At 70.1% G+C, this 13,590-nt stretch carries 9 protein-coding genes; all 9 read left to right on the forward strand.

The features are described 5' to 3' along the window. Nucleotide 1: 1 nt before the first annotated feature. The 9 genes from K338_RS0105445 (at nt 2) to K338_RS0105485 (ending at nt 13,565) form a co-directional block, all read left to right on the forward strand. Nucleotides 2-976, forward strand: coding sequence for a carbohydrate ABC transporter permease (locus tag K338_RS0105445; RefSeq protein ID WP_022917168.1), 975 nt, complete (start codon nt 2-4; stop codon nt 974-976). Then, the gene (locus tag K338_RS0105450; RefSeq protein ID WP_022917169.1) at nt 973-1,833 is read left to right on the forward strand and encodes a carbohydrate ABC transporter permease; all 861 of its coding nucleotides are present in this window, start codon (nt 973-975) and stop codon (nt 1,831-1,833) included. Before K338_RS0105445 ends, K338_RS0105450 begins: the two co-directional genes overlap by 4 nt. Continuing rightward, nucleotides 1,830-3,773, forward strand: coding sequence for a DUF5107 domain-containing protein (locus tag K338_RS0105455; protein WP_022917170.1), 1,944 nt, complete (start codon nt 1,830-1,832; stop codon nt 3,771-3,773). Before K338_RS0105450 ends, K338_RS0105455 begins: the two co-directional genes overlap by 4 nt. Before the next feature lie 34 nt (nt 3,774-3,807). Beyond that, nucleotides 3,808-4,911, forward strand: coding sequence for a glycoside hydrolase family 172 protein (locus K338_RS0105460; protein ID WP_022917171.1), 1,104 nt, complete (start codon nt 3,808-3,810; stop codon nt 4,909-4,911). 57 nt (nt 4,912-4,968) lie between these two features. Further along, nucleotides 4,969-8,163, forward strand: coding sequence for a family 20 glycosylhydrolase (locus tag K338_RS0105465; protein ID WP_022917172.1), 3,195 nt, complete (start codon nt 4,969-4,971; stop codon nt 8,161-8,163). 141 nt (nt 8,164-8,304) lie between these two features. Beyond that, complete coding sequence (locus K338_RS20715; protein ID WP_022917173.1) at nt 8,305-10,050, forward strand: glycoside hydrolase family 183 protein; 1,746 nt, start codon at nt 8,305-8,307, stop codon at nt 10,048-10,050. Continuing rightward, the gene (locus K338_RS0105475; protein WP_022917174.1) at nt 10,047-11,063 is read left to right on the forward strand and encodes a LacI family DNA-binding transcriptional regulator; all 1,017 of its coding nucleotides are present in this window, start codon (nt 10,047-10,049) and stop codon (nt 11,061-11,063) included. Before K338_RS20715 ends, K338_RS0105475 begins: the two co-directional genes overlap by 4 nt. Nucleotides 11,064-11,138: 75 nt before the next feature. After that, nucleotides 11,139-12,194, forward strand: a complete 1,056-nt coding sequence (locus K338_RS0105480; protein WP_022917175.1) for a glycoside hydrolase family 172 protein — start codon at nt 11,139-11,141, stop codon at nt 12,192-12,194. A 279-nt stretch (nt 12,195-12,473) separates the two neighbouring features. Beyond that, the gene (locus K338_RS0105485) at nt 12,474-13,565 is read left to right on the forward strand and encodes a glycoside hydrolase family 172 protein (protein WP_022917176.1); all 1,092 of its coding nucleotides are present in this window, start codon (nt 12,474-12,476) and stop codon (nt 13,563-13,565) included. Nucleotides 13,566-13,590: the final 25 nt, after the last annotated feature.

Genomic DNA, 13,590 nt, shown 5'->3' on the forward strand with positions numbered 1-13,590 from the left:
CATGACGGCGCCGGTGGCCGACCCGCTGACCCGCCCGGGCGGGTCCGGGGCGAGCCGCCCCGGGCGGCGCGCAGACGGCGGAGCGACCTCGCCGCTGCAGCGGCGCCGGGCGAAGATGTTCTGGCCGTTCCTGCTGCCCGCCCTGGTGCTGTACACGGCGTTCATGGTCGGTCCCACCCTCGCCTCGTTCTGGATCTCGCTGCACTCCTGGGACGGGATCACGCCGATGACCTGGCGCGGCCTGACGAACTTCCACCTGCTGCTGGCCGACCCGGTGTTCCACACCGCACTGCTGAACACGCTGGTGATCCTCTTCGGTGTGGGCGCTGCGGTGTTCGCGCTCAGCTTCGCTCTGACCATGCTGCTGCGGGACATGGCCGGACGGCGGTTCGCCCGCGCCGTCATCTTCTTCCCCTCGATCGTCTCGCCACTGGTGCTGGCAATCTTCTGGGGGTTCCTGTTCCAGCAGCGCGGTCTGCTGGACAGCCTGCTGACCGGGCTCGGCATGGCCGACCGGCCGAACTTCCTCGGCGACCACCTGTGGCTGATCGTCTGCCTGGGCATGGTGTGGATGTCCACCGGGCTGTACGTGACGATCATCATGGCCGGTGTCGACCAGATCCCTCCGTACCTGTACGAGGAGTGCGAGCTGGCCGGAGCCACCGCCTGGCAGCGGTTCCGGTACGTGACCTTCCCGCTCACCTGGGACGTCATCGCCACCACCACCGTGCTGTGGACCGTGAGCTCGCTGAAGATCTTCGACTTCATCCTCGCCTTCGGCGGCACCACCAACGACCTGCCACCCACCAGCACCTGGAATACCGCGTTGTTCATCTACGGCAACACCTTCGGTGGCCGGGTGCCGCTGTACCAGTTCGGCTACGCCTCCGCCGCTGCGGTCGTCACGCTGGTGACGATCATCGTGCTCGTGGTGCTGCTGCGGCGGTTGACCCGACGAGAGGCGGTGCAGCTGTGAGCATCGCAGCCCTGCGCCGGTCCTCCCGGCGCAGCAGCACCTGGCGCAAGGTCGCCTCGGCGGCCGTCTGGCTGGTGATCGCCTTCAACCTGGCGGTCTTCCTCTGGGTGTTCGTCAACTCCCTGCGCAGCCACGCCGAGATCTTCGCCAACCCCTGGGGGCTGCCGCGCACGCTGCACACCGAGAACTGGATGAACGCCTGGGTCACCTCCGGGTTCGGTGCTGCCATCGGCAACTCCGTGCTGGTCTGCATCACCGCAGCGGTGGGGATCGTGGTCATCTCCGCCCCGGCCGGCTACATCCTCGCCAAGACGAACCGCCGGCTGTCCGAGGTGGCGCTGATGTACATCGCCGTGGGGGTCGGGGTGCCCACCCAGGTGATCGTCATCCCGCTGTTCACCATCGTGCAGCGCCTGGGGCTGCTGAACTCTCTCTTCGGGCTGGTGGTGGTGTACGTCGCCCTGAACCTGCCGTTCACGATCTTCCTGCTCGCCGGCTTCTTCCGGTCGATGCCGGACGAGCTGGAGGAGGCAGCGGCACTCGACGGTGCCGGCAGCCTGCGCACCTTCGCCCAGATCGTGGCCCCGATGGCACGCTCGGGGATGACCACCGCACTCATCCTCAACCTGGTGTGGTTGTGGGCCGAGGTGTTCCTCGCCCTGATCCTCATCCAGAGCACGTCCAAGCAGACCCTCCCGCTGGCGCTGTTGAACTTCATGGCCCAGCAGCAGTACGGCGGGAACGACTACGGCCAGCTGCTCGCCGGCATCGGCATCATCCTGCTGCCGGTGCTCGCCGCCTACATCTGGTTGGGTCGCCGCATCATCGAAGGAATGACCGTAGGAGCCGGTAAGTGACCATCCCCATGCTGCGCCGAGATGCGCTGCACCTGCCCGCCGCCCACCTGGGAGAGGAGAGCCTCCTGCCGGTGCCGGACGGGCTGCTCGAGGCCCCGTTCGAGCTCGGCGACGACCTGCCGGTCGAGCTGCAGGAAGGAGCGCAGATCGGCCCGCCGCGGTCGGTGCACCCCTACCTGCTGCAGGACGGCTACGACCGGCAGCGGCGCCCTGCCGAGCTCCAGGCGCTGGTGCTGGACAACGGCATCCTGCAGGCGACGTTCCTGCCGGGGATGGGCGGACGGCTGTGGTCGCTGGTGGACCTGACCACCGGGCGGGACCTCGTCTATGCCAACTCCTGCGTGCAGCCTGCGAACCTCGCCCTGCGGAACGCCTGGGTGGCCGGAGGGGTGGAGTGGAACCTGGGCACGAAAGGGCACAGCGTGCACACCATGGCGCCGCTGCACGCCGCCCGGGTGGAGGGTCCGGACGGTGCGCCACGGCTTCGGATGTGGGAGCTGGACCGGATCCGCCGCGTGGTCTTCCAGATCGACGCCTGGCTGCCCGCAGGCGGGCGCGGGCTGCACGTGTACGTGCGGGTCGAGAACCCGAACGACGAGGCGGTCCCGATGTACTGGTGGTCGAACGCCGCGGTCGAGCAGCGCCCCGACCTGCGGGTGCTGGCCCCCACCCGCCGTGCGTACGCCACCGGCTACGACGGCACGATCGGAGAAGTGCCGGTCCCGGTGGCCGAGGACGGCGACCACACCTGGCCCGCGGCCAGCCCCCGGGCCGCGGACTACTTCTACGCCCTGCACGGCCAGCAGCAGCCGTGGGTCGCCGGCGTGCAGGGCAGCGGCCACGGGCTGGTGATCGCCTCCACCGCACGTCTGCACGGACGCAAGCTGTTCTGCTGGGGCAACGGGCCCGGCGGGCGGCACTGGCAGCAGTGGCTCTCCCCGGACGGCGGCGAGTACGTCGAGCTGCAGGCCGGACTGACCAGCACCCAGTTCGAGCACGTGATGATGCCCGGCGGGGCGAGCTGGGACTGGGTCGAGGTGTACGGGGACGTCGCCGCCGACCCCGACCTCGCCCACAGCCAGGACTGGGACGTAGCGGTGGCGCACGTGGCCGACCGGGTCGCCGCACTGGCACCGCCGGAGCAGCTGACCGAGACGCTCACCGCCGCCCGGGCGCTCGCCGACCAGGCACCTGAGCAGCTTCTCGCCGCCGGTTCCGGCTGGGGCGCCCTGGAGCGTGAGGTGCGCCGGAAGACCGGGGAACGCTGGATCGCCGAGAGCTCTCGACCGTTCCCCGCCAGCACCCTCGGGCCGGAGCAGCACCCGTGGCACCAGCTGCTCACCGAGCCCGGTGCCGACCCGTTCACCGACGCGGACCCGGCCGTGCCGCCGGCGTCCTACGTGTGTGGTCCGCCGTGGGCAGAGCTGCTGCACCAGGTCCCACCCGGCTGGCTGCGCGACTACCACCTGGGCGTGCTCGCCCATGCCCGCGGCGACCTGCAGAGCGCCCGGGACCACCTGCACACCTCCCGCGGCCAGCGCCCCACAGCATGGGCGGCGCGCGCGGAGGCTCGGGTCGCCGCCGAGCAGGGCGAGCCAGCGCTCGCGGTCGACCTGCTCACCGAGGCGGTGCGGCTCGCGCCGACCCAGCCGCACCTGCTGCTCGAGGCGATGTCGGCGGCCCTGGCTGCCGACCGCCCCGAGCTCGCCCTCACTCTCTTCGACGCCGCACCGGTGGCCAGCACGCGCACCGGCCGGGTACGGCTGCTGGAGGGCACCGCCGCGCTGCGCACCGGAGACCGTGCCCGGGCCGAGGCCGTGCTGGCCTCCGACCTGGTGATCCCCGACCTGCGCGAAGGTGAACGCTCGCTCAGCGACCTGTGGCACGACGTCTACGGCGACCGACCCGTCCCCACCCACTACGACTTCCGGATGGCCTGACCCACCCTGCTCGCTGCCCAAGGAGGACAGCCCGATGATCCCCGGACTCCCCACCGCCCCGCTGGGCGGCATGTCCCTGTTGTCCGACGCCCAGACCCGGTCGATCAGTGCGGAGAACCCCACCGGTGCCCCCGGCGGCGGTGGGCGCGCCGAACGTGGCGACCACTCCACCGCCTACGCATCCCGTGACCTGGGCCTCGGCTGGAAGAAGTCGCCGTGCAAGGACCTGCGGGGAGGTGAGACCTTCACCGTCGCCGAGATCGACGGTCCGGGCATCATCCAGCACATCTGGATGACCACGTTGCCCCGGCACTGGCGGTCCCTGGTGCTGCGCTGCTACTGGGACGAGGAGGACACCCCCTCGGTCGAGGTGCCCCTGGGGGACTTCTTCTGCCAGGGCTGGGCACGCTACGCCCCGGTCTCCTCGGTCCCCGTCGCCGTCGCCCCGGCCGGAGGGCTGAACTCCTACCTGCAGATGCCCTTCGCCCGGCACGCCCGGATCACCGTGGAGAACACCAGCAAGGACACCATCGAAGGCTTCTTCTACCAGATCACCTACAGCCTCACCGAGATCGGCACCGGGCACGGCTACCTGCACGCCCAGTGGCGCCGGTCCGACCCGTTGCCCTACGGGGAGCCGCACGTCATCCTCGACGGCGTGCACGGGCAGGGGCACTATCTGGGCACCTACCTCGCCTGGGAGTCCCACCACACCGGCTGGTGGGGTGAGGGGGAGATCAAGTTCTACCTCGACGACGACGAGGACTTCCCCACGATCTGCGGCACCGGCACCGAGGACTACTTCGGCGGGGCCTGGGCCTTCGAGCACCCGGACGGGGCCCGGTACCAGCCCTACAGCACGCCCTACCTGGGCATGCCGCAGGTGATCACCCCGGACGAGTTCTACGACAGCCAGCTGCGGTTCGGTCTGTACCGCTGGCACCTGCCCGACCCGATCCGCTTCACCCGCCGGCTCCGGGTGACGATCCAGGCGCTCGGGTTCGCCAGCCCCCAGGAGGGCCTGGAGCGCTACCGACCGCTGCAGGAGGACATCGCCTCGACGGCATGGTGGTACCAGAGCGAACCGCACGCTCCGTTCCCGCCAGCGCCGACCTTCGACCGGATGGACACCGTCTGACCCGGAGCGCCGACAGCGCTCACGTCTCGAGCTCACGTCTCAAGGAGGAGAGAACCTGTGCACACCCGACGACTGATCACCCTGCTGGCAGCACCTGCGCTGCTGGCTGGCCTTGCCGTGGCCGCACTTCCAGCCTCGGCCGCACCGCCACCACCGCAGGATGCCGAGGTCTCCGACCTCCAGGTCGTCCCCACGTTGAAGGAGTGGCACGGCGACGACGGCGCCGACTTCCACCTGGGTGGGCACGTCGTGCTGCCGCAGGGCGCGGGAGAGGAGCTGACCGCCGTCGCGGCCACGTTCGCCGACGACCTGGAAGCACTCACCGGCCGGCACGTGCCGGTGAACAGCGGCCGCGCCCGGCCCGGGGACGTCCAGCTGGACCTGAGCGGCGACCACGAGCTCGGTGCGGAGGGCTACCAGCTCGACGTCGACGGCACGCTGACCATCACCGGGCCCACCGCGCACGGGGTGTTCAACGGCACCCGCAGCGTGCTGCAGCTGCTCAGCCGCGCTGAGGTGGTACCAGCGGGTACCGCGCGGGACTGGCCGACCAAACCCGTGCGCAGCGTGCTCGTGGACAACACCCCGCGACACTTCTCGATCACCTGGTGGGAGTCCTTCTTCCGGCAGATGAGCTACTTCAAGCTCAACGACACCAACCTGTACATCGACGGCGTGGGCATCACCCCTGAGCAGATGACCCAGATCGACGAGCTCGGCCAGCGCTACTACGTGCAGGTGGTGCCCCAGCTGAACATGCCCGGGCACATGGCGACCGTGCTGCCCTCGCACCCGGAGTACCAGCTGCGCAACCAGGACGGGACCTTGGACCCGCAGGCCCTCGACCTCACCAACGAGGACGCCGTCGAGTGGGCGCTGAGCATCATCGAGGACACCATCGACCAGTTCTCCTCCGACGTGTGGCACCTAGGTTCCGACGAGTTCCCCAGCTGGCCCGGCACCGGTGAGAACCACCCCCAGCTGACCGAGTACGCACAGCAGAAGTTCGGCCCGGAGGCCACGTTCGCGGACCTGTTCGCCGACTTCCAGAACCGGGCGAACGAGATCGTGCAGGCGCACGGCAAGACCATGCGGGTCTGGAACGACATGATCCGCCAGTCCGACGTCGTCACCTTGGACGAGGACATCGCCGTGGAGTACTGGATCAGCCACCCCGCACTCCCAGGTCTGCTGTCCCCGCAGGACATCGCCGACCGCGGCAACCAGCTGGTCAACGCCGACGTCGACCTGCTCTACTACGACATGTCCCGGCGCAACCTCGACCCGCGCGACCTGTACGAGCAGTTCGACGTGAACACGTTCACCGCCGACCAGCAGGTCGACCCCGATCACGTGGCCGGAGCGCGGATCGCCGTCTGGCTCGCGTGGATCGGCACCCCGATGGAGAGCGACGCCGAGGTGCTCAGCAACCTGCGCCCGGACATGGCCGCCCTGACCCAGCACACCTGGGGGGAAGGGCCGGAACAGTCCTGGACGGACTTCTCCGCACTGGTGGACGAGCTCGGCCTGCCGCCCGGCCTGGTCAGCGGAGGTCACAGCATGACCGGCGAGCCAGCCCTTGCTGCGAACCCGGACGGTTCCATCGCCTGGTTCGCCCGGGACGAGGAGGGACGCCTCTGGTCTGGTCAGCAGCATGACCCGGGATCTGGTCCGTGGTCCCGCGACCGGCTCGCCACCAGGGTGGTCACCGATCCGCAGACGATCGTCGACGACGACGGCCGGGTGCACGTGCTGGTCGGTGCGGCCCATGGCCGGGTGCTGCACGCCTGGCAGACCTCCCCGGGAGCCGACACCTACCGGACCGAGCGACCGGGCCGCACCGTCGACGGTCCGCCCGCCCCGTTCCTCGACGCAGACGGGGTCGGTTGGGCGGTCCGGGCCGGTGCAGACCTGGTGGTCCGTACCGGTGACGGTGAGCAGTCGGTCGTGGCCAGCACGGTCACCGGGCCGGTGGCGGCCACTGTGGCCGATGGCACCGTGCACGTCCTCGCTGGGACGACCGACGGCATGGTGCACGCCTGGCGCACCGGCTCCACCTGGCAGACTGAGACCGAGGACCTCAAGCTGGACGCCGACCCGGTGCTGGTCGCGGACGACGGTCAGCCGCTCGCTGTGGTGCGCAGCGGAGAGCAGGTCCTCGCCCGTGACCTGGCCTCCGGTGCCGACTGGACGCAGGTCGCCGATGCTGCGCACGGCCAGCCGGCGGTCACTGTCGGGCCCGACGGCACTGCCCACGTCGCCTACCTGCACAGCGGCAACGAGGTCTGGTACGCCCATCGCGGGGACGGAGACTGGTCCACGCGGGTGGCCTGGTACGACTTCGTCGACGACCCGGCCATCCTCGTGCAGCAGGACGGACGACCGCTCATCATGGGCCAGAACGACCGCGGCTTCCTCGCCGCCGTGCAGCCCGACCCGGACGACCCGGGGGCCGACTGGCAGTGGGCGCACCTGGCGGAGAGCACCAGTGGTACGCCGGCGATGATCCGGGACGCCGAGGGCCGGGCCACCTATGCGGCCACCACCACCTACGGTGACCTGCAGACCGGCACCCGGTGGGGTGGTATCGGGGACTGGGGGCGGGACTTCGTCGTCGGCACCATCCAGTTCCCGGGCGACGACCTGGTCCCCGACCAGTTCTCGAGCACCCGATTCTCCGACGACTTCGACTCCGACACCAGCGGTGACTACGAGCTGCTCACCATGAGCGATTCCGAGGCCGCGCTGGCGCCTCAGGTCGTGGACGGGCGCCTGCAGGTCAGCGGCCAGGACTACTACTCGATGCTGCTTGCCGAGGAGAACCTTCCGGCCGAGGGTGAGACGACAGTGGTGCTGGACATCGAGGAGCTCGCCGACCCGGGCGGTTCGGAGAACTCCCTGTACCTGGGCTTCGCCCAGGATGCGGACAACCGCGCCGTCGCCTGGTACGACCGGAACGCCTCCAGGCTCGGGTTCGACATCGTCACCGACGGGCAGTCCTTCGGTGGCTGGGGAGACGTCCCAGCCCACCTGCGTCCGGGGGACCGGCTCGCCGTCACCCTCTCCGGGCGGTGGCTGACCGCCTACCGGTGGCACGACGGGCAGTGGGACCGGATCCACACCGCCCCGGTGAACGGCAACGACGACATCACCGATCCCCAGGTGCGTGCCGAGTACCGTCCAGCGGTGGGTTTCCGGGCTACCAGCGGCACGCTCGCCGTGGACAACCTCGAGCTGCGTACCCGGGGCTGACGACCGCGGGTCGTGCGGTGGGTGCCGCACGACCCGCCGGGCTCGCTGCGGCTCGGCTGCCGCCGCCAGGGCACGCGTGCGGCGATGTGTCCGGGCCGGTACACACCCTTGGTACACTCGCCTGAAATCGATTACGAGGGTGTGTCCACAGTGTCCCTGGAGGAGTTCGGCGGTGTGCCCGGACTGGGTCGCCGGAACGCTGCTGCCACTGGCCACCGTGCTGGTCCACCTGCCTCGGACGCCTTTGCGGTCGCCACCGTTCACCCCGCCACCACGGTGACCACAGCCAGCGACGGTGACCTGTGGCCGAGCACCTGGGCAGACGACGGTGCGCTGTACACCGCCTGTGGCGACGGGCTGGGGTTCTCCACCGCCCCTGAGGACTTCTCCGAGATCGTCGTCAACCGGATCGAGGGGACTCCTGAGACCGGTCTGACCGGCACCCGCCTGGCCGCCGGCCGGGACGTCGCCCCCATCTGGACCGACCCGCAACGGTACAACTCCAAACCCACCGGGATGATCGCCGTCGACGGCAACGGTGACGGCCACGACGAGCTCTACCTCGCCGTGCAGGACCTGCGTTGCGGCAGCGGACCGGACACCTTCAACATCGCCCCGGCCGCGGGCGTCGTCACCTCCACCGACTACGGCCGCACCTGGACTGCCCCGCCCGAGCCGATGTTCACCGAGCGGTTCACCACCCTGATGTTCCTCGACCTGGGCCGCAGCAACAGCGCCGCCGTGGCACTGCGCGAGCTGCTGCCCGAGGACGAGGCGGACCCGGCGCGCTACGCCTACGCCTACGGGCTGGACCACAACTGGCGCACCTCCTACTCCGGCGCCGTCCCCGATCCCACCGACCTGTACCTCGCCCGGGTTCCTGTCGACCGGATCGCCGAGCGCACCGCCTGGCAGTTCTTCGCCGGCACTGCTGCCGGCACCAGCCCCTGGGGCCGACCTCGGTGGAGCCGAGAGCTGGACGAACGCGTGCCGGTCCTCACCGACACCCGCCGCACCGGTGAGCAGGACCCCACCCCGATGGCGCCGCCGCCGGTACCCGGAACCCTGCTCGGTCAGGGCGGAGTGGTGTACGTAGCCGGGCTACGCCGCTTCTTGTACACCTCCTGGACCGAGCACACCTTCCAGCTGTACGAGGCTCCGGCCCCCTGGGGCCCATGGCGCCACTTCCTCAGCCACGACTTCGGGCCGTACCCGTGGACCGGGCCGCGCTCGGCGGACGCCCACCACGGTGGCTACGGCACCACTGTGCCGAGCAAGTTCATCAGCGCCGACGGTCGCCACCTGTGGCTGCAGTCGAACTGGTTCGTCCGCTCGGAGAGCTACACCGGTTCCAGCTACGGCTTCTCCCTGCGGCCGATGCGCCTGGAACCCATGCCACCGGCCGGCTCCCCGGCGCAGGAGCAGACACCGGGCACCAACTTGGCCACCCTGCCCGGGGCGGCCCCGGTCGCCCGCGCCGTGCGCACCGGCCACCTGCAGGTGCTCGCAGACGGACGCACCGACCGCGCCGTGGACTCCTGGAACGGATCGCGCAAGGAGGCTGACTACTGGGGCCACACCTGGCCGCAGCCGATACGGTGCACCCGGGTGGAGTACACCACCGGTCCGCACGACGCCGGCTCCGGCTGGTTCGCTGACACCCCGACGGTCCAGGTCCGCACCGGCGCCACCTGGCAGGACCTGCCGGACGTCACCGTCACCCCGGCCTACCCGGCGGACCGCACGGCGACCGGGCACCGCACCTACACCTTCACCTTTGCGCCCGTGACCACCACCGGGATCCGGCTGCACGGCCGGCCGGGCGGCTGGGAACGGTACACCTCGATCAGCGAGCTGGCGGTCTACGACGACGGAGGACCTGGATGAACGAGCACCATGCCGTGCGCATCACCGACGTCGCGGCAGCGGCCGGGGTCTCCACCGCGACCGTCTCCCGGGTGCTGAACGGGTCCACGAGCGTCACACCGGAGCTTGCCGAGCGGGTCCGGCAGGCGGCCCTGGCCACCAACTACGTGCGCAACCCGAACGGCCGTGCTCTGCGGCGGCAGCGCTCAGACATGTGGGCGGTGATCGTCTCCGACCTGCAGAACCCGTTCTTCACCTCGCTGGTTGCCGCAGTGGAGCGGGTCGCGGTCCGCGCGGGCTACTCGGTGATGCTGTGCAACACCGACGAGCAGCTGGACCGGGAGAACACGTACCTGGATGCCGCCATCGCCCAGCGGATGGCCGGCGTGGTGGTATCGGTCACCTCCGAGGAAGCCTCCGACCTGGACCGGCTCACCCGGGCCCAGGTGCCCACTGTGGTGGTGGACCGGCGGGTGCACGACTTCACCGGCGACACCATCCTGCTGGACAACGTCCGGGCCGGGCGGATGGCCGCCGAGCACCTGCTCGGGCTGGGCCACCGGGACATCCTCTGCCTGGCCGGGCCGTCCGGGGTGAGCACCACTGAGGACCGGCTCGCCGGTGTCGTGGCAGCATTCGCCGATGCCGGCGTGGAGTTCGACCAGAGCAGGATGATGCGCACCGACCTGCGTGCGGCCGACGCGGAGGGCATCGTGTCCACCGCGCTCGGCTCCGGTCGACGCCCGGATGCCGTGTTCGCGCTGAACGGGCCGCTGACCACTGGCGCCTACCGGGCGCTGCAGACCTCCGGACTGACCATCCCGGACGAGATCTCTCTGGTTGGGTTCGACGACGACCCGTGGACCCGGATGGTCACACCGGCGGTGACGCTGATCGCCCAACCGGTGGACGAGATGGGTATCCGCGCAGCAGAACGGATCCTCGCGCGGGCCGCCGTCCCGGAGACGGAACCGGTGCACGTGCTGCTCCCACCCCGGCTGGAGGAGCGCGGTAGCACCGCAGCACGTCCTTGACCGCAGTGGCCTCGAGGCCACAGACCCCGACCGACCACAGGCCACCTGGCCGCAGGCCTGCCGAGAGGAGAGCACATGTACCGCGACGTCGCCGAGCTGCGCCCGATCCAGACCCGGTCGATCAGCCCGGAGAACCCCACCGGCGCCCCAGGCGGCGGTGCCCGCGCCCGGGAGGGCACCGGCGCGGCCGCCGCACGCGACCTGGGTCCCGGGTGGAAGGTCTCCCCATCCGTGGTGATCGGACCAGGGGAGACCTACGACTTGGCGCACATCGACGGCCCGGGCCGGATCACCCACCTCTGGCTCACCACCCACACCGACCACTGGCGCAGCCTGCTGCTGCGCGCCCACTGGGACGGCGCTCCGGAACCGGCCATCGAGGTGCCGGTCGGTGACTTCTTCGGCCAGGGCTGGGGCCGGTTCGCCCAGCTGTCCTCGGCGATGGTCGCGGTGAATCCGCACGGCGGGTTCAACTCCTACTGGCCGATGCCGTTCGCCGACGGTGCGCACCTGACCGTGGAGAACCTCGCCGAGGTCGAGGTGGTGCTCTACTACCAGCTGAGCTACGAGCTTGGTGACCAAGCGTCGGCCGCCGGCCGGTTGCATGCCCAGTGGCGGCGCAGCAACCCGCTGACGGCGGGCAGCACCCACGTGCTGCTCGACGGCGTCCGTGGCCGCGGTCAGTACGTGGGCACCTACCTTGCCTGGGGAGCGAACTCCTCCGGCTGGTGGGGTGAGGGGGAGATGAAGCACTACCTGGACGGCGATCGGGAGCACCCGACCATCTGCGGCACCGGCACCGAGGACTACTTCGGCGGGGCGTGGAACTTCGATGTCCCAGGAGAGGGGTACACCACGTTCACCACCCCGTACCTCGGGTTGCACCAGGTGATCGCTCCGGACGGGCTGTACGCCTCGCAGCAGCGGTTCGGCATGTACCGCTGGCACGTGCCGGACCCGATCCGGTTCGAGACCGACCTGCGCGTGGAGGTGCAGGCGCTCGGCTGGCGCCGAGGCGGCCGGTACCTGCCGCTGCAGGACGACATCGCCTCGACCGCCCTGTTCTACCTGGACGACGCAACCACCACGCGCCCGCCGGCACCGAGTGCGGACGACCTCGAACCCTGCTGATCCGGCCGGCGGGCGCCGCCCCAGCGGTCTTGGCACCAGAACCACCCGGTCGGCAGCGCCGGGGCCCATCGGGGCCGATCGCACGGGCAGCTATCCCTGTTGACACCCCCAGGCGGTCGCCCTATCATCTGAAATCGATTACTTGTAAACGATTTCTGGTGAGGGCGACGGTCGCCGTCACCAGCTGCAAGCGGTCATGTGGGTGTGCTGGCGCGGGCGCCGGTCCACACCCGTGAGCCACCCGCACAGGCCGCGGGGAACGAACTGGGAGGAACATCGATGACGATGGCCGTCAGCCGGTACGGCGACTTCGGAAGCAGCCTGCGGGACCTGCCGCGGCTGCGCACGCAGCGTAGACGGCGGGAGTCCAGCTGGGACCGCAGCGGCGGCAACGAGGACCGCATCACCATCCGACCCGGCCAGACCATCACGCTGGCCGACCTCGAGGGCGCCGGTTCGGTCAACCACATCTGGATGACAGTGGCGCCCAGGGATCCGGACACCCCGGAGACCGCCGACCGGGACTTCCTGCGCAAGCTCGTGCTGCGGGTCTACTGGGACGGGTCGCCGACGCCGAGCGTGCTGGTTCCGCTGGGCGACTTCTTCGGTGTCGGGCACGCCCGCACGGTGAACTTCGCCTCGCTGCCGCTGCAGATGAGCCCGGAGGACGGTAAGGCGTTCAACTCCTTCTTCCACATGCCGTTCGCCGACGGCGCGCGGTTCGAGCTCACCAGCGAGTGCGACCAGGAGGTGCTCTGGTTCTACTACTACATCGACTACGAGGAGTTCGACGAGCTCGAGGACGGACTCGGGCGGTTCCACGCGAGCTGGAACCGGCAGTGCCCCACCGACGGCGTCGCCGAGGACGGCCAGGGCAACTCCGAGCTGCTCTTCGAGGGCACCAACCTCACCGGTGCGGGCAACTACACGATCTTGCAGACCACCGGGCGCGGGCACTACGTCGGCTGCGTGCTGAACGTCACCAACCTGCGCCACACCGAGATGTGGAACTGGTACGGAGAGGGGGACGACATGATCTTCGTCGACGGCGAAGCCTGGCCGCCCACGTTGCACGGTACCGGTACGGAGGACTACTTCAACACGGCGTGGTGCCCCACCCAGGCGTATGCCGCGCCCTACCACGGCCTCACCCTGCCTGGGGGAGAGAACTGGTCCGGGCAGGTGTCCACCTATCGGTTCCACGTGGAGGACCCAGTCCCGTTCAGCCGCTCGATCAAGGTCACCATCGAGCACGGTCATGCGAACAAGCGCAGCGACGACCTGTCCTCGACCGCGTACTGGTACCAGGAGACCCCCGCCGACCACCTGGTGCTGCCGCCGGTCGAGGCACGACTGCCGCGACTGGGCTGAACCCGCCGCGGCACACAGCCCAGCA

Source organism: Ruania albidiflava DSM 18029 (assembly GCF_000421225.1).
In the GTDB taxonomy this organism is placed as follows: domain Bacteria; phylum Actinomycetota; class Actinomycetes; order Actinomycetales; family Beutenbergiaceae; genus Ruania; species Ruania albidiflava.

Coding starts and splice junctions, on each gene's coding strand:
- K338_RS0105485 (WP_022917176.1), top strand. CDS start 12,474: ATGACGATGGCCGTCAGCCGGTACGGCGACTTCGGAAGCAGCCTGCGG.
- K338_RS0105445 (WP_022917168.1), top strand. CDS start 2: ATGACGGCGCCGGTGGCCGACCCGCTGACCCGCCCGGGCGGGTCCGGG.
- K338_RS0105480 (WP_022917175.1), top strand. CDS start 11,139: ATGTACCGCGACGTCGCCGAGCTGCGCCCGATCCAGACCCGGTCGATC.
- K338_RS0105475 (WP_022917174.1), top strand. CDS start 10,047: ATGAACGAGCACCATGCCGTGCGCATCACCGACGTCGCGGCAGCGGCC.
- K338_RS0105460 (WP_022917171.1), top strand. CDS start 3,808: ATGATCCCCGGACTCCCCACCGCCCCGCTGGGCGGCATGTCCCTGTTG.